General features: G+C 58.8%; 19 protein-coding genes. 8 read left to right on the top strand and 11 right to left on the bottom strand.

Annotated elements, in window-relative coordinates:
• Positions 1 to 66: 66 nt before the first annotated feature.
• The 3 genes from PGR6_RS02665 to amaB form a co-directional block, all read right to left on the bottom strand.
• Positions 67 to 1,200 (bottom strand): branched-chain amino acid ABC transporter substrate-binding protein, encoded by a 1,134-nt coding sequence (locus PGR6_RS02665; protein WP_018928479.1) that lies wholly within the window; start codon positions 1,198 to 1,200, stop codon positions 67 to 69.
• A gap of 363 nt (positions 1,201 to 1,563) precedes the next feature.
• Entirely contained in the window at positions 1,564 to 2,847 is a 1,284-nt protein-coding gene (amaA, locus tag PGR6_RS02660) for an L-pipecolate oxidase (protein WP_018928480.1), read from the bottom strand.
• 94 nt (positions 2,848 to 2,941) lie between these two features.
• On the bottom strand, positions 2,942 to 4,432 hold the full coding sequence (gene amaB, locus PGR6_RS02655; protein WP_018928481.1) for an L-piperidine-6-carboxylate dehydrogenase: 1,491 nt from the start codon (positions 4,430 to 4,432) through the stop codon (positions 2,942 to 2,944).
• 187 nt (positions 4,433 to 4,619) lie between these two features.
• On the opposite strand from amaB, the gene PGR6_RS02650 reads away from it, so the two are divergent.
• A complete protein-coding gene (locus PGR6_RS02650) occupies positions 4,620 to 5,531 on the top strand; it encodes a LysR family transcriptional regulator (RefSeq protein ID WP_064616030.1) in 912 nt (303 codons plus the stop codon).
• Between the two features lie 126 nt (positions 5,532 to 5,657).
• On the opposite strand, the gene PGR6_RS02645 is transcribed toward PGR6_RS02650, so the two are convergent.
• Positions 5,658 to 6,467 carry a helix-turn-helix domain-containing protein gene (locus PGR6_RS02645; protein WP_064616029.1) on the bottom strand — a complete coding sequence of 270 codons (810 nt, stop codon included), beginning with the start codon at positions 6,465 to 6,467 and terminating at the stop codon, positions 5,658 to 5,660.
• A gap of 174 nt (positions 6,468 to 6,641) precedes the next feature.
• Here PGR6_RS02645 and PGR6_RS02640 point away from each other — a divergent pair, with 174 nt between their 5' ends.
• The 5 genes from PGR6_RS02640 to nadE all read left to right on the top strand — a co-directional run bounded on the left by PGR6_RS02640 (position 6,642) and on the right by nadE (position 10,868).
• A complete protein-coding gene (locus tag PGR6_RS02640; protein ID WP_064616028.1) occupies positions 6,642 to 8,093 on the top strand; it encodes an alanine/glycine:cation symporter family protein in 1,452 nt (483 codons plus the stop codon).
• 128 nt (positions 8,094 to 8,221) lie between these two features.
• The gene (locus PGR6_RS02635) at positions 8,222 to 8,479 is read left to right on the top strand and encodes a hypothetical protein (protein WP_007939041.1); all 258 of its coding nucleotides are present in this window, start codon (positions 8,222 to 8,224) and stop codon (positions 8,477 to 8,479) included.
• Positions 8,480 to 8,482: 3 nt separating this feature from the next.
• A complete protein-coding gene (locus tag PGR6_RS29850; RefSeq protein WP_156523278.1) occupies positions 8,483 to 8,644 on the top strand; it encodes a hypothetical protein in 162 nt (53 codons plus the stop codon).
• A 165-nt stretch (positions 8,645 to 8,809) separates the two neighbouring features.
• Positions 8,810 to 10,036 carry a nicotinate phosphoribosyltransferase gene (pncB, locus tag PGR6_RS02630; protein ID WP_019650677.1) on the top strand — a complete coding sequence of 409 codons (1,227 nt, stop codon included), beginning with the start codon at positions 8,810 to 8,812 and terminating at the stop codon, positions 10,034 to 10,036.
• 4 nt (positions 10,037 to 10,040) lie between these two features.
• Positions 10,041 to 10,868, top strand: a complete 828-nt coding sequence (nadE, locus tag PGR6_RS02625; RefSeq protein WP_018928484.1) for an ammonia-dependent NAD(+) synthetase — start codon at positions 10,041 to 10,043, stop codon at positions 10,866 to 10,868.
• A gap of 71 nt (positions 10,869 to 10,939) precedes the next feature.
• Here the strand turns inward: nadE and azu are convergent, their stop codons facing one another.
• Positions 10,940 to 11,386, bottom strand: a complete 447-nt coding sequence (gene azu / locus PGR6_RS02620) for an azurin (RefSeq protein ID WP_064616027.1) — start codon at positions 11,384 to 11,386, stop codon at positions 10,940 to 10,942.
• A gap of 345 nt (positions 11,387 to 11,731) precedes the next feature.
• Between azu and PGR6_RS02615 the strand changes: the two genes are divergently transcribed.
• Positions 11,732 to 12,319, top strand: a complete 588-nt coding sequence (locus PGR6_RS02615) for a TIGR00730 family Rossman fold protein (protein WP_018928486.1) — start codon at positions 11,732 to 11,734, stop codon at positions 12,317 to 12,319.
• Positions 12,320 to 12,387: 68 nt separating this feature from the next.
• Positions 12,388 to 12,579, top strand: coding sequence for a hypothetical protein (locus tag PGR6_RS02610; protein ID WP_018928487.1), 192 nt, complete (start codon positions 12,388 to 12,390; stop codon positions 12,577 to 12,579).
• Positions 12,580 to 12,708: 129 nt separating this feature from the next.
• On the opposite strand, the gene PGR6_RS02605 is transcribed toward PGR6_RS02610, so the two are convergent.
• The 6 genes from PGR6_RS02605 to PGR6_RS02580 form a co-directional block, all read right to left on the bottom strand.
• A complete protein-coding gene (locus PGR6_RS02605) occupies positions 12,709 to 13,599 on the bottom strand; it encodes a transglutaminase family protein (RefSeq protein ID WP_019582213.1) in 891 nt (296 codons plus the stop codon).
• Positions 13,599 to 16,085, bottom strand: a complete 2,487-nt coding sequence (locus PGR6_RS02600) for a circularly permuted type 2 ATP-grasp protein (protein ID WP_064616026.1) — start codon at positions 16,083 to 16,085, stop codon at positions 13,599 to 13,601. Before PGR6_RS02600 ends, PGR6_RS02605 begins: the two co-directional genes overlap by 1 nt.
• 88 nt (positions 16,086 to 16,173) lie before the next feature.
• The gene (locus PGR6_RS02595; protein ID WP_064616025.1) at positions 16,174 to 19,449 is read right to left on the bottom strand and encodes a transglutaminase family protein; all 3,276 of its coding nucleotides are present in this window, start codon (positions 19,447 to 19,449) and stop codon (positions 16,174 to 16,176) included.
• A gap of 188 nt (positions 19,450 to 19,637) precedes the next feature.
• Positions 19,638 to 20,087: a hypothetical protein gene (locus tag PGR6_RS02590; RefSeq protein ID WP_064616024.1), complete on the bottom strand. Its 450-nt coding sequence runs from the start codon at positions 20,085 to 20,087 to the stop codon at positions 19,638 to 19,640.
• On the bottom strand, positions 20,084 to 21,004 hold the full coding sequence (locus PGR6_RS02585; protein ID WP_064616023.1) for a hypothetical protein: 921 nt from the start codon (positions 21,002 to 21,004) through the stop codon (positions 20,084 to 20,086). The genes PGR6_RS02590 and PGR6_RS02585 overlap by 4 nt, the downstream gene beginning before the upstream one ends.
• A gap of 214 nt (positions 21,005 to 21,218) precedes the next feature.
• Positions 21,219 to 23,522: a YgiQ family radical SAM protein gene (locus PGR6_RS02580; protein WP_026286605.1), complete on the bottom strand. Its 2,304-nt coding sequence runs from the start codon at positions 23,520 to 23,522 to the stop codon at positions 21,219 to 21,221.
• Between the last annotated feature and the right edge of the window lie 89 nt (positions 23,523 to 23,611).

Raw genomic sequence — 23,611 nt, 5'->3', positions numbered from 1 at the left:
GGTACTGCACGGACATGTTTCAGGACTGCCCGGCGCGCAAGGCGCCGGGCAGATCAACCGCTCATATCACTTCTGTTTTTCCAGCTGGTGGTATTTGCCGTCCTTGTCCCACTTGTAAACCACGTAGTCGGAGACTTTCAGGTCGCCCTTGCTGTCCCAGGTCTTCTCGCCCATGACGGTCTTGACCGGGTTGGCTTTCAGCCATTTGGCAGCGTCTTCGCCCTTGTTGGATTTGGCGCCATTGAACGCTGCGGCCAGGGTCTGGACCGAAGCGTAAGCGTACAAGGTGTAGCCTTCAGGTTCGGTGCCGGCCTTGCGGAAGGCGTCTACCACGGTCTTGCTGTCTGGCAGCAGACGTGGGTCGGCGCCGAAGGTCATCAGTACGCCATCAACGTTCTGTGGGCCACCGGCGGTGGTCACCAGTTCGTCAGTCACGATGCCGTCATCGGACATGAACTTGACGTCTTTGAGGCCCTGTTCACGCAGTTGCCGAACCAGTGGACCGGCTTCCGGGTGCAAGCCGCCGAAGTAGACCACGTCGGCACCGGCCGCACGGATCTTGGTGACGACGGCGCTGAAGTCTTTCTCGCCGCGAGTCAGGCCTTCATACAGCACTGGCGTTACGCCGCGCTTGATCAGTTGAGCCTTGGTGGCATCTGCCAAGCCTTGGCCATAGGTGTCCTTGTCGTGCAGCACGGCGACTTTCTTGCCCTTGAGCACGTCGACGATATAGTCGCCAGCCACGATACCTTGCTGGTCGTCACGCCCGCACATGCGGAACATGGCACTCAGGCCGCGCTCGGTCACCTTGGGGTTGGTGGAACCTGGGGTGATCGTGATGATGCCGGCTTCATCGTAGATCTCGGAGGCAGGGATGGTCGACGAGGAGCAGAAGTGACCTACCACACCAACGACTTTCTTTTCAGTCAGGTCTTTGGCGACCGTCACAGCCTGCTTCGGCTCGCAGGCGTCATCGCCTTTGACCAGTACGATTTTTTCCCCGTTGACACCGCCGGCGGCGTTGACCGCATCAGCGGCTGCCTGCGCACCCTTCATGTACTGCTCGCCAAATGCCGCGTTGGCGCCTGTCATAGGGCCGGCCACACCGATTTTCACATCAGCCTGTGCAAACGCAGAAACACCCAACGCAGCTGCCACTGCGAGGGCCAGAAAGCCTTTCTTGTAAAACGTCTGGGACATGAGGTGGTGCTCCAAGGTTTTTTTTAGTTGGCACTGCGACTTCACTGAATGCTCAGAGCAAGGGCCGTGCCATCGGTTTTTTATTCTGAAAAAAGTCGCTGCTTTCTTGTTATTTCGACTGTTTCGATCCCATTTTCATTGGGCGTGCAACCGTCTAAACCGCGGGAGGTGAAACCATTTATTTCAAAAGGCGCAACCCGCATGCGCCATCATTGCAACCGCAGCGCCAAACGATGTGCAACCTGCCTGTAACAGCCCGCGTCACCGAACTGCACACTGCTGGTGCGCAACTGCTACAACCCGCACCATTACAGGCTAGCCGCTTCGCTGAAAAGCGCTGCTTCCAGCAACATATTTCAACAATCAGATCACGATCCGCAGGCACTGGCCCGCGTGATACAGCGAAAAACCGGCCTCATACAGGCAGCTTCGCAGCCCCACGCCCGCCAATGGCTGCATGGGTGCGAAGGGAATCGGCAGGGCTTGAGGATTTCCGTTACACAAGTAGTCGGCGAAGGCTTTGCCGACCACTGTGCCGGTGGTCACGCCTCGACCGTTGTAACCAGTAACGGCCACCAGACCCGGTGCCGGCTCGAACAGGCGCATCAAATGATCGGGGGTGAAGGCGATGCAACCGGTCCAGGTGCATTCCCATTCCACCGGTTTCAGGTAGGGGAAGTAATGCTGCTGAACCCGATCGGCCCAGGCTTTGAGGAACCAGGTCGGTTTCTGGTTGCCATTGCCGAGACTGCCGAGCAACAACCGCCCCTCGGCATCACGACGGATGCTGCTGAGCACTTGCCGGGTGTCCCAGGAACCCTGACCACCGGGCAGAATTTGCTGCGCGGCGTCTTCGGTCAGTGGCACCGAAGCCACTTGATAGTAATAACCGGGGAAGAAGTTGCGACGCAGCTCCGTCCAGTCGCCTTCGGTATAGGCATTGGAGGCGATCACCACCTGTTCGGCCAGCACCGAACCCTGGGCGGTCTGCACCGACCAGCGCTGGCCCTGACGTTCGAGTCGGGTCACCGGGGAATGATCGAACAACTGACCGCCAAGGCCGATAGCCGCGTTGGCCAGCCCCGTGGTGTAGGCCATCGGGTTGATCGTGCCGGCACGCCGGTCGAGCAGCGCGGCGGCGATCTTCCGGGTGCCCGTGGCTTGTTCGCAGGCAGCTCCGGTCAACAATTCCACCGGTGCCCCACGACGTTTCCATTGTTCTTCGCGACTGCGCAGGTCCGCCTCGCCACGCGCGTTGTGCGCCATGTGCAGCGTGCCTTCGCGGCGCAACTGGCAATCGATGTTGTATTTGTCGACCAGGCTGAACACCAGCGACGGCGCGGCTCCGAGCATACGGTTGAGCTGACTGCCGACCGCCTTGCCAAAACCGGCTTCGATTTCGTCCGGAGGAATCCACATCCCCGCGTTGACCAGCCCGACGTTACGCCCCGACCCGCCATGGCCGGCGCGATGCGCTTCCAGCACACAGACACTTTTGCCTTGCTCCAGCAGATGCACCGCCGCCGACAGCCCGGTGAAACCGGCACCGATGACGCAGACATCCACCGTCACCTCACCCTTGAGCGCCGCATTGTCGGGCCTTTGCGGCGTCAGTTTTTCCCACAGACACTCTTCGCGTAACGGCATTGCCAGACTCCGAAAATGAAACCTAACCAACACACCATCGATCGTTCCCGCGCAGAGCGTGGGAACGATCGATCAACAGCTTGTCGCTTGCTGCTTAATCGAACGTAATCCCCTGAGCCAACGGCAATTCCAGCGAATAGTTCACGGTGTTGGTCTGGCGGCGCATGTACCCGCGCCATGCATCGGAGCCCGACTCACGACCGCCGCCCGTTTCCTTCTCGCCGCCGAACGCGCCGCCGATTTCCGCGCCGCTCGGGCCGATGTTGACGTTGGCAATGCCGCAATCGCTGCCCACCGCCGACATGAACCGCTCGGCTTCACGCACGTCGGTGGTGAAGATGCACGACGACAGGCCTTGTGGCACGGCGTTGTTCAGGCGCAATGCCTCTTCGAAATCGGTGTAACCGATCACGTACAGAATTGGCGCGAAGGTTTCGTCGCGCACCACATCGCTTTGTTCCGGCATTTCGACGATGGCTGGTGAAACGTAGTAAGCGTTGGGGAATTTGTCTTCCAGCTGACGCTGGCCGCCAAACACCCGGCCGCCTTCGCTCAAGGCTTGCTCCAGCGCGTCCTGCATGTTGTCGAAGCTGTGTTTGTCGATCAGCGGCCCGATCAGGTTGCCTTCCAGTGGATGGCCGATGCGCACCTTGGAGTAAGCGGCTTTCAGGCGGGTGACGATTTCTTCTTTCACCGATTCGTGGGCAATCAGGCGACGCAAGGTGGTGCAACGCTGACCGGCAGTGCCGACGGCGCTAAACAGAATCGCCCGTACGGCCATGTCCAGATCGGCGCTTGGGCCGAGGATCATCGCGTTATTACCGCCCAGTTCCAGAATGCTACGGGCGAAACGTGCGGCGATTTTCGGCGCCACTTCGCGGCCCATGCGGGTGCTGCCGGTAGCGCTGATCAGCGCGACACGCGGGTCATCGACCAGGGCTTCGCCTGCATCGCGGCCGCCGATGATCACTTGGCTCAGGTGCGGCGGGGCGTCGCTGAAGTTCTTCAGGACACGGTCGAACAGCGCCTGACAGGCCAGCGCGGTCAGCGGGGTTTTCTCCGACGGCTTCCAGATCACCGGGTTGCCGCAGACCAGCGCCAGCGTCGCGTTCCAGGCCCAGACGGCGACCGGGAAGTTGAACGCGCTGATCACGCCGACGATGCCCAGCGGGTGCCAGGTTTCGCGCATGTGGTGGCCAGGGCGCTCGGAGGCGATGGTCAAACCGTACAACTGACGGGACAGACCGACCGCGAAGTCGCAGATGTCGATCATTTCCTGAACTTCACCCAGGCCTTCCTGAGTGATCTTGCCGGCTTCCCAGGAAACCAGCTCACCGAGATCGGCCTTGTACTCGCGCAGGATGTCGCCCAATTGACGAACCAGTTCGCCACGGCGCGGCGCCGGCACCTTGCGCCACAATTCGAACGCATGATCTGCGCGACTGATGTGCTGCTCGACTTCAGCGGCGCCTTCCCAGTTCACGGCGGCAATCCGACTACCGTCGATGGGCGAATGCACCGGCACTTTGCCGTTCTGGTACAGGGCCGGGTTCACACCAAGACGATCAAGCAATGCGGCAACCATGGGTCACTCCTCGAGCAGAAACAGAAAACGTGCAGCCGGATTAATTCGACTGATCTGACCTGTAGTTTTAGCGCTCCCGAGGTTCTCCAACAAACGACGATTAAGCGAGATATCATTCCGTTTATTCATGCTGCGAATCTGCCGGTAACACGCGTGCCGCGTAGAGAGACAAGAACAAGGAGAACCGATGCTGAATAAACGCTACTTGCCGTCGATCACTGCGCTGCAGTGTTTCGAGGCCGTGACCCGGCATTTGAGCTTCACCCGCGCCGCCGAAGAGCTGAACCTGACCCAGAGCGCCGTGAGCAAACAGGTCGCGCAACTCGAAGAGTTGTTGCAGCACCTGTTGTTCCGCCGGGTGCGCCGACGCCTGCAAATGACCCCCGCTGGCGATTTGTATTTGGTGGAGGTGCGAAAAATCCTCACCCAAGTCGAAATGTCGACCCATTACCTGCGTTCCTACGGCGGAGACACCGAAGTCTTGCGCGTCTCCACGCCTCCGACCTTCGGCGCGCGCTGGCTGGTGCCACGCTTGAAAGGCTGGCGCCTGCGTCATCCGTCAATCCATCTGGACCTGTGCAGCGAACAGGAAGCCGACGACCTGCTGCAAGGTCGCAGCGACCTGGCGTTCTACTTCGGCCAGGGTTCACGGCCCGGCACCGAATGCCTGAAGCTGTTCGGCGAAGAGCTTGTTCCTGTGTGCGCCCCGGGCAGTCTTCCGGACACGCCGTTCACCGATCCGACCCAACTCACCGACCTGGTCCTGCTGCAAAACGCTTCCCGCCCCCAGGCCTGGCACGATTGGTTCGACAGCCAGGGCTACCACACCGAACACAGCTACCACGGCCCGCGTTTCGAAACGTTCTATATGTGCATCCGCGCCGCCCAAGTCGGCTGTGGTGTAGCGTTGCTACCGAAGTTTCTGGTGGAAGAGGAATTGGCCGACGGCAAGTTGGTCATTCCCTGGCAGCATGCAATGCCCAGCACCGACGCCTATTACCTGGCGTATCCGGAGCACTCGGCGGAAGTGCCCAAGGTGCGGGATTTTGTGAAGTGGATGCTGGAGCGGATTGATAGTCCGGATGCACCGCAGCATTGAGCCCTTGCACAATCCCTGTGGCAAACGACATATGTGGCAAGGAGGCTTGTCGGAACGCCGCATTGCTCCGCTGGGTCGCATAGGAGCCCCAAAACCGGCAACACGGCTGTCAGGCTCATCATGGCGTCACGCAATAACAAAGAGGCCATCAACGACTTTGGTTTGAGCGAGACGTCCGCGCAAATCATCGTCGATGGCGGGATCATCCTTACTGTACAGCCGCACCCTGCGATACGCATTGACTGGATTGATCTCCTGCCCGAGATACTCCCAAACAACCCTTGAACAGGCGGGAGTACGATGATCAGCTGCGGAAACGCCCATCTTCAAGCCATTGAGTCGAGTAATACAGCTTTTGAAGCTCGGGATAAGAATGGTTTGGCTAATCTCATTGGACGTCAGCGACTCATAATCAATGAGGAACAAGCGATCCTGTAGGTAGTAGGCAATTCCCACGTATCGATACCGCTCAAACTCCCCATCCGCACCAGTTATCTGTAAGCGTTCATTTCGTTCGTATACGAAATGCTGCCCCTCCTCATACATATGCACCAGAGAACACAGAATGGAACCGGGCTCTGTCATTGCATGGTAGTACTCGTAGTAGTAACCCGTGTGGGCTTTTAGCTGCGACGACGACTGTTGCCGAAGGTGGTCAAGCATCCGCTGCGGTGCCGTCACCTCGCTGGACGGACTGATTCGCCTTGCTTTAGCGCCGATAAGAATGATGAATTGCTCTGTCGGCAAACCTATTTCGAACTCTTCGACTCCGAAAAAATCGCAGATCCGCTTAAGGTTAAAAGGTGTGGGAAGGTTGTTTCCGCATAGATATTTATTAAATTGCCCACGATTAATTCGAAGTTTCCTACAGACTTCCGCGACGGATCGATAGTGACTACACAGCAGTCTTAAGTTAGCCGGAAGAAAATCAGACATACAAACCCATCACAATAGCGCCAGAAGACTCGAACATAGCATCAACTCGCATCATTTTTAACCAACTTGCGAAATTGCGCGCAACGATAGATGACCGGATATTACGAATCCTGAAAGCTTCAGGACGCGCTACACCATAAATCCGCCAGCACTCTCATAAGCAAGGAGCTTTGAATGCTTGACATCATCAACGACTTTCTCTCTGGTAAGGTTTTGATACCTTTAGTTCTTGGGCTGGGAAGCTATTTCACAATCCGGTCAAGATTTGTCCAGCTCCGATACTTCATCCATATGATCTCGGTATTACACGGCAGCTGGCATACCGGCAATCATCACTTGAGTTCATTGCAAGCATTGACGCTCAGCCTTGCCGGTCGCGTCGGAACCGGCAACATTGTTGGTGTCGGCATTGCCGTGAGTATGGGCGGCCCTGGTGCGGTGTTCTGGATGTGGATGACCGCTCTATTGGGGATGTCGAGTAGCTTTTTCGAATGCTCACTAGGCCAGCTCTACAAGCGCTGCGATGGAAATGGTCTATATCGTGGGGGTCCGTCCTGGTACATCCAGCATGGTCTGGGCAAACGCTGGCTCGGAACGATTGCTGCGCTCCTGCTTTTGGTGACCTTCGGATTTGCCATCAATGGCCTTGAGTCTCATGCCGTATCGCATTCTCTCAACAATGCTTTTGGTTTATCGACTACATGGTCCGGACTCACGCTGTCTTTGTTGCTGGGCATTGTGTTCGTGGGCGGTATAAAGCGCATCGCGGCGGTCGCCGACTTATTGGTTCCCCTTAAAGTTATTGCCTATATCGGTGTAACGCTTTACGTGATCGTGTTGCAAATTGACCAAGTCCCCGGAGTGCTGCTCAGCATTGTCAAAAGCGCGTTCGGACTGGATCAGGCTTTTGGCGGGCTGGTGGGCAGTGCGATCATGATGGGGGTAAGGCGCGGAGTGTTCTCCAATGAAGCAGGACTGGGCAGTGCACCTAACGTCGCCTCTGCGGCAAAAATCGCCCATCCGATAGCACAAGGTGTGGTGCAGGCGTTCAGTGTCTTCATCGATACCATCATTATTTGCACGTGTACCGCGTTGATCATTTTGCTTTCCGGTTTTTATGCTCCCGGTTTCGAAGGCGACGGAATTGCATTGGCGCAAAACTCTCTGGCAGAGGTAGTAGGCGATTGGGGTCGGGTGTTCATCAGCGTGGTACTTTCCTTGTTTGTGTTCACGGCAATGCTCTACAACTACTATCTGGGAGAAAACAGTTTACGGTTCATATTCGCGGCGCCTCATAAATCATTAATTGCGTACCGCATATCCGTATTGATGCTGGTCTTTTGGGGTTCGGTTGAGGACCTTTCCACGGTGCTCGCGTTTGCAGACATCACCATGACATTTTTGGCCTTGGTTAACCTTATTGCGATGACACTGCTATTCAACGTCTGTATGCGAATCCTGGGCGACTATGATGAACAACGTCGCACAGGAATAAAAACCCCCGTTTTTGACTCAAGCAAATTCAGCGATCTGGATCTCGATTTGATAGCTTGGCCCGCGATAAAAAATCCTCTCCCGCCGAAGAACCCTGCGGATCGGCCTCCAGCTAAAGCTCAGATCGCATAAACTTCAATTGACGCTGAACCATTGCACTTATGCAATGGTTCAGCAGATAAGCAATGCCCAGGCAACATCATCCCCCAAAAACAATTAATCGCGCCCTCATAACCCAAGCGCGCTCAAGGAGTTCGTCTGTGAATCGCTACCAGCCTCTTAAATCCAACGCATCCAACATTCCAACTTTTTATATTGATTCGTACGCCGCACCCCACCTACTATTTGAAGATGCCTGTTTCAGAATACGCGCTGCAACGAGCCTTTTAGAGGCACTGACCTCTGTAACCGTTAAAAACACTAATGACACTGACTTTTTTCGCCTGATACTTCCAGCCTATTTATTGCTACAGGACGGTGTCGACGCGCTGGACCAAATAACATTTAAAGGATTGTAAGTCATGGCCAAATCAGCGACTCATGAAATGATAAAAGCAGCAATGATCAAGGCAATTGAAATAGGGCTTATTCCTCGTCACTCCCACCTTGATGGCTATGTAAGAAGTTGGGAAAGCCTGACGCTCGTTATCCAGGCAGCGCTTGAGGCAACAGCAGATAACTGAGAAACCACAGGTGTTTGCATTTGAAGGTGCCAGCCATGTGATTATTCCACCATGAACACAAAAAAAAGCTGGCAATCCTCACCGCTGATATGCGCCACTAGCCCCATTCATTGAAACTGCTGCAACGTCGCTGCCACGGGCCGCGACCCGCCTGGAGACCCCGTTATGAGCGAGAGTGTGTTTGCCGATCGCATCGTGCAGAACCTGCTCGACACCGACTTCTACAAACTGACGATGATGCAGGCGGTGCTGCACAACTACCCTAACGTGGAAGTCGAATGGGAGTTTCGTTGCCGTAACAGCGAGGATCTGCGCCCGTACCTGGCGGAGATCCGTTTCCAGATCGAGCGTCTGGCCGAGTTGAGCCTGAGCGCCGATCAGCTGAGCTTCCTGGAGCGCATCAGCTTCCTGAAACCGGACTTCCTGCGCTTTCTCGGGCTGTTCCGTTTCAATCTGCGCTATATCCACACCGGCATTGAAAACGGCGAGTTGTTCATCCGCCTGCGCGGGCCGTGGCTGCACGTGATTCTGTTCGAAGTGCCGTTGCTGGCCATGGTCAGCGAAGTGCGCAACCGCTATCGCTACCGGGAAATCGTCCTGGAACAGGCCCGTGAGCAGCTCTATCGCAAGTTCGACTGGTTGACCGCCAACGCCAGCACCGATGAATTGTCCGAGTTGCAGGTAGCCGATTTCGGCACTCGCCGGCGCTTCTCGTATCGCGTGCAGGAAGAAGTGGTGAACGTGCTCAAGCACGACTTCCCCGGTCGCTTCGTCGGCACCAGCAACGTGCACCTGTCCCGCGAGCTGGATATGAAGCCGCTGGGCACCATGGCCCACGAATGGATCATGGCCCACCAGCAACTCGGTCCGCGGCTGATCGACAGCCAGATCGCCGCCCTCGACTGCTGGGTCCGCGAGTACCGTGGCCTGCTGGGGATCGCCCTGACCGACTGCATCACTTCCGATGCGTTTCTCGGCGATTTCGACCTGTTCTTTGCCAAGCTCTTCGACGGCTTGCGTCACGACTCCGGTGACCCGGTGCTCTGGGCGGAAAAGGCCATCGCCCACTATCACAAGCTGGGCATCGACCCGATGAGCAAGACCCTGGTGTTTTCCGACAGCCTGACGTTGCCCAAGTCTCTGGAGATTTTTCGGGCGTTACGTGGTCGGATCAATGTCAGTTTCGGCATCGGCACTAACCTGACCTGCGATATTCCGGGTGTCGAACCGATGAGCATCGTGCTTAAAATGACTGCATGCAACGGCCAACCGGTGGCCAAGATTTCTGATGAGCCTGGCAAGACTCACTGCAAAGACCCGAATTTCGTCGCCTATTTGCGACACGTTTTCCAAGTACCTGCCACCCTTTCCAGTACATCAAGCAAGGAGTGAATTCATGCAAGCCGTACAGCGTGAGATTGCTGAACAGCTCAAGGTCCAACCGCCGTTCGTGGATCAACTCGCCCTTGAGGCTGAAGTCGCCCGGCGAATCACCTTCATTCAGGATTGCCTGGTCAATTCCGGGCTCAAGACCCTGGTGCTCGGTATCAGCGGCGGCGTCGATTCCCTGACCGCCGGCCTACTGGCCCAACGCGCCATCCGTGAACTGCGTGAGCGTACCGGTGATAACAGCTACAAGTTCATCGCCGTGCGCCTGCCGTACCAGACGCAGTTCGATGAACACGATGCCCAGGCCTCGGTGGACTTCATCGCCCCGGACGAACGCCACACGGTGAACATCGGCCCCGCAGTCAAATCCCTGGCCGGCGAAGTGGCAGCCTTCGAAGGCAAAGAGGCCGTCTGGGTGGATTTCGTATTGGGCAATACCAAGGCGCGGATGCGCATGGTCGCGCAATACACCATCGCCGGTGCGGCTCATGGCCTGGTGATCGGCACCGACCACGCGGCAGAAGCCGTGATGGGTTTCTTCACCAAGTTCGGTGACGGCGCCTGCGACCTCGCACCGCTGAGCGGCCTGGTGAAAAACCAGGTCCGGGCGATTGCCCGCAGCTTCGGCGCGCCAGAGTCGCTGGTGGAGAAAATCCCGACCGCCGACCTCGAAGACCTGTCGCCGGGCAAACCGGACGAAGCATCCCACGGCGTGACCTACGCCGAGATCGACGCCTTCCTGCACGGCGAACCGGTGCGCGAGGAAGCGTTCAAGATCATTTGTGATACGTACAAGAAAACACATCACAAGCGTGTGATGCCGTTCGCGCCTTGATTCTGTCCCCTGTAGAAATGAGCACAAAAAAAGCGTCCCGGGTGGACGCTTTTTTTATGCGTTTGAATCGATTACTTCAGTGTAACCGTGCCTTTCATCATCGAGATGTGGCCCGGGAACGAGCAGAAGAAGCCGTATTTTTCGGCTGCATTGAGCTTCGACACATCGATGGTCAGAGAGTCCTTTTCGCCAGCGCCGATGACTTTGGTGTGAGCGATGACACGGGTATCACCTTCTTTCAGGTAATTCTTGTCGATGCCAGCCGACAGGCCGTCGGTGGCGATCGGCTGCATGTCAGCCTCTTTGCTGATCACCAGGTTATGGCCCATGACGTTTTTCGGCAGGCTGCCGGAGTGGGTCAGTTCAACGGTGAAGGTCTTGCAGCTTTTGTCGATTTCAATGGCCTTGGTGTTGAAGGACATCTGATCGGTGGAGTCGATGGTCGTTTTGCACTCGGCAGCCATCAATTGGCTGCTGGCCAGTGTCAGCAGGGATACCGCAACAAGTTTGGCAAACATGGTGAATCTCCAAGGCAGGGTTAACAAAAGTGCGAATGGACAGAAGACTGCCTGAAATCTTCGCAAGTTCCTATGACCTGAATCAAAAATTGTATACAACTTTCGGGCTATGACCCCCATCGAAACAATCTACCAGCCAGACGTCTGGGACGGCCCTATCATCAGGGCCATCATTACTCACCTGGAGCGCCTGTCATGTCTTTCAGCAGCTTGTTGAGCAGTTTGTTGGCCGCCTACGCCTGTGGCGCCAGTGGCACTTACGAAACACCTGAACGCGCGGTTTAACCCTTGGAACGATACGAGCCTGCCTTTACTCTGTGGTCCTGATTGACCATGGAGCAAGGCATGTCTTTAACGTCCGTTTGTGTATTTTGCGGTGCCAGCACCGGCACCAATCCGGCTTATCGTGAGGCGGCTGTCGCCCTGGGGCGAGCATTGGCCGAGCGCAAGCTGACCCTGGTCTATGGCGGGGGCGCCGTCGGGCTGATGGGAATTGTGGCAGATGCCGCACTGGCGGCCGGCGGCGAAGTGATCGGGATCATTCCGCAGAGCCTCAAGGACAAGGAAATCGGCCACAGTGGCCTGACCCGCCTGGAAGTGGTCGACGGCATGCATGCGCGCAAGGCGCGAATGGCCGAGCTCAGCGATGCCTTCATTGCCCTGCCCGGCGGTCTGGGCACGCTGGAAGAGCTGTTCGAAGTCTGGACCTGGGGCCAGCTCGGTTATCACGGCAAACCGCTGGGTTTGCTGGAAGTGAACGGTTTCTACAGCAAGTTGACGTCTTTTCTCGATCATATCGTCGGCGAAGGCTTCGTTCGCGGGCAGCACCGTGACATGCTGCAAATGAGCGAATCACCGCAAACCCTGCTCGATGCACTGGACGCCTGGCAACCCTCGGTACCGCCAAAATGGACCGAGCAAAAACCCAGCTAACGGCTCGGTGCCGATACAGGGCAGAATATGCGCCGCTCAACCTCACCTTCGACCCCAGAGGATCGCCCATGGCTAAACCTAATTATTCCTTCGCCAAACGTCAGAGAGACTTGGCCAAGGAGCAGAAGAAAGAGGAAAAGCTTCAGCGCAAGAAAGCTACAGCTGAAGAAGAAGCAGCAGCACTGAACCCGGATGCAGAAGGTGAAGTGGCGGCAGAAGATGATGTTGAAGCACCGAAAGATCAGGCGCCCGACGCCTGAGACCCTCAGGGCCCGATGATCTGATCAGGCCCACCGGATCTGTGTCCAGGGTCAGCAACGATGTTGCTGGCCCTCACAGGCCAATTTGAAACCCTCCTCCAAAAAACACATTCCCGCATGGGGTCTGCGCTATTCCAATGGCATCACTGTCACCCGAACTTCGGGATCATGGCTGCCACCGCCCAGAATCACCCCGCGCAACGGCGACACATCGGAAAAGTCCCGGCCCCAGGCCAGGGTGATGTGCTCCAGCGCCGGTTGCACATTGTTGGTCGGGTCAAAATCCACCCAACCCAACACCGGGCAAAACACCGATACCCATGCATGCGATGCATCGGCGCCGATCAGCCTTGGCTGGCCCGGTGGGGGCTGTGTCAGCAGATAGCCACTGATGTACCGCGCCGCCAACCCACGGGAGCGCAGGCAAGCGAGCATCAAATGCGCGAAGTCCTGGCAAACCCCACGACGCCTCTCCAGCACTTCCACCAACGGCGTCGCCACTTGGGTCGCCTCGGCGTCGAAGGTGAACTCGCTGAAGATCTTCTCCATCAACGCTTGAACACCCAGCAGCAATGGCCGGCCAGCAGGAAAGCAACTTTCGGAGAACTCGACGAAACTGCGTTTCAAATGCACGTAGGGCGATTCGAAGCGGTAACGGCAGGCTTCCAGCAACGCAGGCGAGAGTGGCTGACCGCTGTAGGTCAGCGCGTTGCAGGTCGCTTCCCAGGCCGGCGATTGATTGAAGTCCAGCGACGGCCGTTCCAGCACTTCGACGGTGAGCCGAGCGTTGACCAGCAATTCATCGTGGGGGCGCTCGAACGCCAACCGGGTCAGCGGATTGCCGAACACATCCAGCTCATCCCGGCGTGAAGTCGGCTGGGGACTGATCTGCAACTGCTGTTCGGTGCAGCGCTGCCAGGCACAGGCGCGCGGCCACAGATGCGCCAGTTGCTGGGCCAGGGACACCGGGCTGTCGTAGTGATAATGGGTGTCGTGGAAAATCTGGTAATGGGCACTCATCAGACGGACACCGTGCGCTGGCTGACATCATCGACATGGGCGAAATGGCGCAAGGCCAGGCGATCCGACACCTGTCCGCTGGCATCGGCGATCTCTTGCAGCAGATCCGCCAACCCCTCTATGGCGGCGTGAACACTGGCCTCGCCGAACAGCGAGTTCTCCAGGCAGCCCAGATCGAAGTGCGCCAACCGCTCCACCAACTGCAGCAGACCTGTTTCGCGCGGCGCGCCGAAGTCGTCGTTCAAGCGCTTCAACGTACGGGTCACCAGTTTCAACTGGAACAGCACCGCGTGCGGGTTTTGTTCATCGAGCAGCAACAGGTCAAGCACCGGGATCAATTGCGCCACCGCCAGGTACCGCGAGCGGTAGGTGATGCTGCTGTTACCCAGTTCCAGCAGCCATTCCAGCCCGGCCTGATCGAAAGCCCCGGCACCGCGCAAAAACGCCGCCAGACTGCCGCTGAGAAATTGCAGCCGTTCGATCCGCCGACCGATCATCAGGAAACGCCAGCCTTCGTCCCGGGTCATGTCGTCGAGAGCAAAGCCGGACAGCGCCGCCAGCGACATTACCAACCGGTTGAGGAAGTCCAGCAACTCGCCGAAATCCGGCTCTTCGGTTTCCAGCTCCATGGCCTCGCGCTGCAACTCCACCAGCGCTTGCCAGTTCTCTCGCGAGAGCTTGCCGCGTACTTGCGACGCCGCCCACTGCAAACGCTGCAGATTGGAGCGCAGGCTGAACGGCCAATCATCGCCGAGCAGCGCCGCCAGCAATCGTTCCGGCAACTCACCCTCCTCCGGCAACAGATTCAGGCGTTCACCGAGATCGACCGCCGCCTCCAGGGCTTGCGGGTCATCGCCATCGACATAGCGCGCGAGCATGACCCGCAGCAGCCGCGCGCTGTCATCGCAGCGCTCGCAATAACGGCCGAACCAGAACAGGTTCTCGACCACCCGCGATGGCAGATACGGATCACGACGTACCAGATCGTGAACGCCAATGTTGCGCTGGGCTTTCCATTGTTCGCCGCTGGGTGGGCGATCGCCCAACACCCAGGTGTCTTTGCTCGCGCCGCCGCGTTGCATCGACACCGCTTCGGCATCGGCCTCGGCGGCAACCCGGGTCAGGCCACCGGGCAGCACTCGATAACCCTCCCGACTGGCCACCGCATACACGCGCATGCCGATGGCTCGCGGTTGCAACTGTCCGCCTTCGGCCTGCCAGATCGGCGCCTGGGACAGTTGCGCCAATTCTTGCGCAACATAGGCATAAGGCCGTGCCTGCATGCGCTCGGCCAGAGCCTGGCGCTGTTTTTCACTCAAATCACGCCCAAACACCGGTGCAAAGCTCTGCGACGGAAACGCCGGCTTGATCAACAGTTCCGGCAGTTTTTCCAGGGCCTGGGCCAGCACCGGCGCTTCGCCGCACCACCAAGTTGCGATGGACGGCAGGATCAACTCTTCACCGAACAGGAATTGATTGATTTTCGGCAGGAAGCCCAGCAAACCCGGCGACTCCAGCACACCGCTGCCGAGGGCGTTGGCCACCAGCACCCGGCCCTGACGCACCGCTTCGAGCAGCCCTGGCACGCCAAGGGCCGAGTCGGTGCGCAGCTCCAGCGGGTCGCAGAAATCATCGTCGAGCCGACGCATGATCGCGTGAACCCGGCGCAACCCGCTCAAGGTTTTCAGATAGACCGTGGCATCGCGCACGGTCAGATCACCGCCTTCCACCAGTGGATAACCGAGCTGACGAGCCAGGTACAAGTGCTCAAAATAGCTTTCGTTGAAACGCCCCGGTGTCAGCAGGACCACCAGCGGCGCTTCATCGTCGCTCGGCGCCTGCCGGGCGAGTGTTTCCTGAAGTGTGCGGAAGAACCCGGCCAGGTGCCGCACCTTCAAGTCGCGATACAACTCGGGGAAGGCCCGGGACACGATGGTGCGGTTTTCCAGGGCGTAACCGGCACCGGAGGGTGCTTGAGTCCGGTCGGCGGTCACCCACCAGCGACCGTCAGGCGTGCGCGCCAAATCCACGGCATACAGATGCAGAAAGGCCCCGTCGGGCGGTGCGATGCCCTGGCAAGGCCAGAGGAAGTTGTTATGACCGAACACCAGTTCAGCCGGCAGCAGGCCTTCGGCGATCAAGCGTTGAGGACCGTACAGGTCCGCCAGCACAGCATTGAGCAAACGCGCCCGTTGAGCGATCCCGGCCGAAAGCTGCTGCCACTCATCGGCTGCAATCACATGAGGCAACAAATCCAGCTCCCATGGCCGATCAGCGCCCTTGGGGTCGGCGTAGACGTTGTAGGTCACGCCGTTTTCCTGAATCTGTCGGGTCAGCAGCGCCTGACGCTGCACCAGTTGCGCTGGCGTGCTGCGTTGCAATTGATCGAACAGCCGCCGCCAGTGCGGGCGCACGGCGCCGCTGTTGTCGAGCAGTTCGTGATAGGTGCCCGCAGTCAACGGGTAGCAGTCAAGCAGGTCAGGCATGGAAAGCTCGGCAGACAGCAAAGAACGGTCAGACTAACGCAGGCTCATGACGCCCGGATAGACGAAAAATCCGAGCGTCGCGTACGGTTTAAAAGCGTCGCAAATCGAGTGTCATCGGCAGCTCGTCGTTGATTTCCAGTTTCGGTACAGGAAGTTTCCCAGGCGTGTGTCCGATGCGGAAGAAACGCGCCATCCGCCGGCTCTCGGCTTCATTGGCGTTCACCGGCAGGCTGTCGTAGTTGCGCCCGCCCGGATGGGCGACGTGGTACTGACAACCACCCAGCGAACGCCCCATCCAGGTGTCGAGCAAGTCGAACACCAGCGGTGCGTGGACCGGGATAGTCGGTTGCAGACAGTTGTACGGTTGCCAGGCACGGAAACGTACACCGGCGACGAACTCGCCGACCCGACCGGTAGGTTGCAACGGCACCGGGATGCCATTGCAGGTCAGCAGATAACGTTGCGGCGGCAACCCCGTCAGCTTGACCTGCAAACGTTCCAGGGACGAATCCACATAACGCACCGTACCGCCCGCGCTGCCCTCTTCGCCCAACACATGCCAGGGCTCCAGCGCCTGACGCAATTCCAGTTCGATACCGCTGACGGCATAGTCGCCGACCTTGGGAAAACGGAACTCCAGATGCGCCGCGAACCACTCTGCCTGCACCGGATAACCGGCGGCATTCAGGTCGACGATTACATCGGCGAAATCCTGCTCGATAAAGTGCGGCAGCAAGAACCGGTCGTGCAGTTCGGTGCCCCATCGTGCCAGCTTCGGCGGCGCATAAGGCTCGCGCCAGAACCGCGCCACCAGCGCCCGCAACAACAACTGCTGAGCCAGGCTCATGCGCGCATGGGGCGGCATTTCAAAGGCTCGCAGTTCCAGCAAGCCAAGGCGTCCGGTGGCGCCGTCCGGTGAATAGAGTTTGTCGATGCAGAACTCGGCGCGGTGGGTGTTGCCGGTCACGTCGATCAGCAAATTGCGCAACAAGCGATCCACCAGCCATGGTGGGCATTCTTCGCCCGGCTCCGGCATCTGGGCGAAGGCGATTTCCAGTTCATACAGCGAATCGTTGCGCGCTTCGTCCACCCGCGGTGCCTGGGATGTCGGGCCGATGAACAGCCCGGAAAACAGGTAGGACAAGGACGGGTGGTTATGCCAGTAGCTGATCAGGCTGCGCAGCAGGTCGGGACGGCGCAGAAACGGTGAGTCAGCCGGGGTCGCGCCCCCCAGGACGAAATGGTTACCGCCGCCGGTGCCGGTGTGCCGGCCGTCGATCATGAATTTCTCGGTGGTCAGCCGGGTCTGGCGCGCCTCTTCGTAAAGAAACTCGGTACGTTCCACCAACTCGTCCCAGGTAGCGGACGGCTGGACGTTGACCTCGATCACGCCCGGATCCGGGGTAATGCGAAAGTTGCTCAGACGCGGATCGCTCGGCGGTTCATAGCCTTCCAGCAATACCGGGCAATGCAGTTCCTCGGCGGTGGCTTCGATGGCGGCGACCAGTTCCAGGTAGTCCTCGACCCGCTCCAGTGGCGGCATGAACAGGTACAACCGACCTTCACGTGCTTCGGCGCAGAACGCGGTGCGGGTCAGCCAGTCGGCGGACTGGTCGATCTCGGGCACACGTTCGTCGGCCGTTTTCGGTTGAGCGTGATTCCGTAGCTGGTCGGTGTCCGGTAGCGCCGGGAAATCCTGATTCGGGTCCGTGGGATGAATGAATGGGTACTCCGCAGCTTTCACCCAAGGCTGCGAACCGAGCGGCAAGCGATAACCCAGTGGCGAATCCCCCGGCACCAACCGGCAGTGTTCCTCGCGCAGGTACCAGCGACCGCTTTGCCATTGATCGCCCTTGGCGGTACGCGCCAACGGCAGGACCTGACCGATGACCTTGTCCAGGCCTTGGCTGAAGACTTTGCGCAGGCGCGCACGCTCCAGAGGTTCTTCCAGGCGTGAGTCTTCGGCGCTGACGTTCTGCGGTAAAGCGCCTTCGCGCCAGAGGTAATAGAAATTGTCTTCGTAGGCCGGGAACACGAAGCGTGTCGGAATTTTCAAGCGTTCGGCGACACTCGCCAGGAAACGCCCGGCCAGTTCGCCATCGGCGCCGTAATCTTCCCGCTCGTCGGCAATCAGCGCGCTGTTATGCCAGATCGGCACGCCATCGCGGCGCCAATAGCAGTTCAGCGACCAGCGCGGCAGTTGCTCGCCGGGGTACCACTTGCCTTGACCGAAATGTACCAGGCCCTTGGGCGCGTAATGCTTGCGCATGCGCTGGAACAGTTCGGCTGACAGCCGACGCTTGTCTGGCCCGAGCGCGGCGGTGTTCCACTCGGCGCCGTCCGGGTCATCAATGGAAACGAACGTCGGCTCGCCGCCCATGGTCAGGCGCACGTCACCTTCGAGCAAATCAGCATCGATCTGCCGGCCCAATGCCTGAATCGCCAGCCATTGGTCTTCGGTGTAGGGTTTGGTAACCCTCGGCGCTTCCCAAATCCGCTCGACCGACATTTCGTGGGTGAATTCGCACTCGCACGGTTCCACCAAACCACTGATCGGTGCCGCAGAGGATGGGTCGGGGCTGCACGCCAACGGAATGTGTCCTTCACCGGCAAACAACCCTGAGGTTGCGTCCAGGCCGATCCAGCCGGCACCGGGCAAATAGACTTCGCACCAGGCATGCAGGTCAGTGAAATCCACTTCGGTACCCGAGGGACCGTCGAGGCTTTTGACGTCGGCGGTCAGCTGGATCAGGTAACCGGAGACGAATCGCGCCGCCAGGCCGAGGTTGCGCAGCAATTGCACCAGCAACCACGCCGAGTCGCGGCAGGAGCCGGAGGCCTGTTCGAGGGTGTATTCCGGAGTCTGTACGCCCGGCTCCATTCGAATCAGGTAACCGATGTCTTCGCTCAGGCGCTGGTTGATCGCGACGAGGAAATCCACGCTGGGCAGCGGCGTGCGGTCGATGCCGTCCAGATAGGCCTTGAATGTCGGCGTCAGCGGCAAGGTTTCCAGGTACGGCGCCAGTTCTTTGCGCTCATCCGCTGCATAAGCGAAAGGGATCTTCTCGGCGTAGGGCTCGAGGAAGAAGTCGAAGGGATTGAAGACTGCCATCTCGGCCAGCAGGTCGACCTCGATCCTCAGTTCATCGGTTTTCTCCGGGAACACCAACCGCGCCAGGTAATTGCCCTGAGGGTCTTGTTGCCAGTTGATGAAATGCTGCTCGGGCGAGACTTTCAGCGCATAGGACAGTATCCGCGTGCGACTGTGGGCAGCCGGGCGCAAGCGAACGATCTGCGGACCGAGCTCGACGGCGCGGTCGTAGCGGTAATGCGTGACGTGATGCAATGCGACATGAATCGACACGGCGGCCTCCTGCGAGCCAGGGCATAGACACAAAGCGCGCAAGACTTATGCCAGAGCGGCGGTCATTGCGCTTTATCAACAGACCCGGTGCAGTACAGCACCAAAACGGCGCCGTGGCCGCGGTTATGGTGCGAGAGTTGCACATATTTGTGGCGCACGTGTGAAGGGCGGGGCCCGAATCTACCCAACTAACGGGCTTTGTGCTTTGCAATAACAGCTTGGCGCAAGTGACGTACTTCAAGCAGCTTCTGGCGCATCTCGCGGTGACGCTTGCTGTTGAGCAGCAATAGCGCCAGCAATGGGAACAACAACGTCACAGCATAAGTCAGGGGATGCACCTCATATGCAATGGTGGGCAATATCCCAAGAAAACAAAGGGCCAGAAGCACAACCAGAGGCCGCACCCAATGCGGACGACCGCGCGCGACCATGAAATGGCAGTGCACGACAATGAGGGTCAGCGCGATCCCCCCGAAAAACGAGTACTTGGTGTTGTCAGCCAACGGAAGGCTTCGAAAATAGCTTTCGAAAAACAAAGGCACCGCAAAGACCAGGGTAAAAATTGACGCGAATATTGCCCCCATGAAGACCGGGAAATACTTCGATAGAAAATTGCGAATGCTGGGCAGCTCATTCATTGCTCAGCCTCCTCGTACAGACCTACGGCAATGGTGCGGACATTCCCCGAAATTGCACTGCCGGTAAAACCGATAGCGGCGCCCAAGGCGTCTTTTATCTGAGTGACCGTTGCATTCTTGACCTCGGTGGGTGTGAAACGCTTGGGCAATTCGCCCGACAACTGCTTCAACTTGATCATCTTCGACGTCAAGCGCGGGTCGTTGATGCTCAATAGTTCTTTGGTCAGTTTGGCACGCTCCTGTCGATTCAGCCCCCTGAGCACTTCCCTGACACTTTTCCCGGTCGTGGCCTTATTCAGCCTGACCAGTTTGAGCGCTGTCAGCGTGGATGCGCCTACCCCGACCAAGGACGCAGCATCCAGCGCAATCATGGTGTACTGGTACCACTCTTCGCTGTCGAGCTCATCGTTACGGGCGGGGTTGACGATCTCATTGCGGGTCCGATAGCCGCTGGCAAAACACTGCACTGAGCTGGCAGCCGCAGCGGTATAACCGAGCGCAGCGACCACCGTACTTGCCCCTGCCGAAAACGGAATAGCCACGGAACCACTGAGCACTACGATCCAGCCGATCACTGCACCCGCGCACGATAAGCTGGTGTTGACTGCCTCACCAACCAGGCGCGATTCGCGCGGATTGTCCTGCACCTGCTGGGCGAATTGCGCAGGCGCAATGTACTTCTGCGCCTCGCGCAAAATGATCCGCTTGGGCTTGATGCTGCAAATCGGCTTGAACTCGCGCAGGGTCACTACGTTGAACTCAGCGTCAATGTACACCACGCCCGCGCCGACGATTCCGGGGTCGGCGTCAATGGCGGCGAACAGGCGTGGCAGGTTGATCTGGCTTTCGATGCGTTGGCGGGCCATGAACTGGGAGGGGCTGTAATCCATGCCGATGCCCGGTAAGGGGTTGCTCATGTGAATCGTCCTTGAGAATCGGGGGTGAGATCTTTATTGCCCGTGCCGCCGTCATCGCGGGCGAGCCCGGCTCCCACAGGATTGGGCGTTATACAGGGAAATCGGTTGTCCGGGCAGCCGTTGAAGTGCGCGCCACCTTAGCAAACAGGCCGCACACTCGCTAGAAAACAAAACGCCAGCACTAAGGCTGGCGTTTTGCGATATGGCGCGGAGATTAACGCGGCACGACCGGCTTGCGCGCAGGCTTCGGCCCCTTGCCTTTAGCCGCGTCCTTGCGCTCCTTGGCTGCCTGCTGGTTGCGGGCGAATGCCGCCGCCTTGGCCTGTTCACGCTTGTCCCACGGGTTACCGCCATCGCTGGCACGCGGTGGCAGGCCGGTGTGCTGGGTCAGGATCTTGGTGGTCGTTTCCTTGGCCACTTTGTGGCTGCCAGCCGGCGTCGAGTTCTTGCGACGGGCGCTCTGATAGCTGTCGGTCGCTGGCTGATGCAACGGGATCAACTGGTTCTTGCCCGGCCCGATCAGGTCGGCGCGGCCCATGCGGGTCAGCGCTTCACGCAGCATCGGCCAGCCTTTCGGGTCGTGATAACGCAAGAACGCTTTGTGCAGGCGACGCTGCTCTTCGCTCTTGACGATGGTCACGCCGTCGCTCTTGTAAGTGACCTTGCGCAGCGGGTTCTTGCCCGAGTGGTACATCGCGGTGGCGGTGGCCATCGGCGACGGGTAGAACGCCTGCACCTGGTCGGCACGGAAACCGTTGCCCTTGAGCCACAGGGCCAGGTTCATCATGTCTTCGTCGGTGGTGCCCGGGTGAGCGGCGATGAAGTACGGAATCAGGTACTGCTCTTTCCCGGCTTCCTTGGTGTACTTCTCGAACATGCGCTTGAACTTGTCATAGCTGCCGATGCCCGGTTTCATCATCTGGTTGAGCGGACCTTCCTCGGTGTGTTCCGGGGCGATCTTCAGGTAACCACCGACGTGGTGGGTCACCAGCTCCTTGACGTATTCCGGCGACTCGACCGCAAGGTCGTAGCGCAGGCCGGAGGCGATCAGGATCTTCTTCACACCCGGCAAGGCCCGGGCGCTGCGATAGAGCTGGATCAGCGACGAGTGATCGGTGTTGAGGTTCGGGCAAATGCCAGGGAACACGCATGAAGGCTTGCGGCACGCGGATTCGATTTCCGGGGTCTTGCAGGCGATGCGGTACATGTTCGCGGTCGGGCCGCCGAGGTCGGAAATGACGCCGGTGAAGCCCGGTACCTTGTCGCGGATCTCTTCGATTTCGCGAATAATCGACTCTTCGGAACGGTTCTGGATGATCCGGCCTTCGTGCTCGGTGATCGAGCAGAAGGTGCAGCCGCCGAAGCAGCCACGCATGATGTTCACCGAGAAACGGATCATCTCGTAGGCCGGGATCTTTTCCTTGCCGTACGCCGGGTGCGGAACGCGCGCGTAAGGCATGCCGAACACGTAGTCCATTTCTTCGGTGGTCATCGGAATCGGCGGCGGGTTGAACCAGACGTCTACCTCGCCATGCTTTTGCACCAACGCACGGGCGTTGCCCGGGTTGGTTTCCAGGTGCAGCACGCGGTTGGCGTGAGCGTAAAGCACCGCATCGCCACGGACTTTTTCAACCGACGGCAGACGAATGACGGTCTTGTCGCGAGTCATTTTCGGGCTGGCCAGGATCTGTACGACCTTAGCCTCGCCAGGGTCTTCAACCGGCCCCTTTTCCTGCTCGATGGCGCAGGCGGCGGTGTCCTGGGTGTTGACGTACGGGTTGATGATCTTGTCGATCTTGCCCGGACGGTCGATGCGCGTGGAATCGACTTCGTACCAGCCTTGCGGCGTATCACGGCGGATGAACGCGGTGCCGCGCACATCAGTGATGTCTTCGATCTTGTGACCGTAGGACAGGCGCTGGGCGACTTCGACGATCGCACGCTCGGCGTTGCCGTAGAGCAGGATGTCGGCGCAGGCGTCGATCAGGATCGAGTTACGCACCCGATCCTGCCAGTAATCGTAGTGGGCGATGCGGCGCAGGGAGGCTTCGATGCCGCCGAGCACAATCGGCACGTGCTTATAGGCTTCCTTGCAGCGCTGGCTGTAAACCAGGCTCGCGCGGTCCGGACGTTTGCCTGCCAGGCCACCGGGAGTGTAGGCGTCGTCGGAACGGATTTTCTTGTCGGCGGTGTAGCGGTTGATCATCGAGTCCATGTTGCCGGCCGCGACACCGAAAAACAGGTTCGGCTCGCCGAGCTTCATGAAGTCGTCTTTGGACTGCCAGTTCGGCTGCGCGATGATCCCGACGCGGAAGCCCTGGGCCTCCAGCAGCCGGCCGATGATCGCCATGCCGAACGACGGATGGTCGACGTAGGCATCACCGGTGACGATGATGATGTCGCAGGAATCCCAGCCGAGCTGATCCATCTCCTCCCTGCTCATGGGCAGGAATGGCGCTGGCCCGAAACATTCGGCCCAGTACTTGGGATAGTCAAATAACGGCTTGGCTGCTTGCATGTCGATAACCGGTGTTGGCTTTCATTGAATTTCGCGGGCGCGGAATATAGCACAAATTTTGACCAATTCCGACGGCTATGGTCGGAAAT

The organism is Pseudomonas sp. GR 6-02, from assembly GCF_001655615.1.
GTDB lineage: Bacteria > Pseudomonadota > Gammaproteobacteria > Pseudomonadales > Pseudomonadaceae > Aquipseudomonas.
The sequence above is the reverse complement of the archived record's forward strand: the minus strand, read 5'-3'. Positions and strand labels throughout refer to the sequence as shown.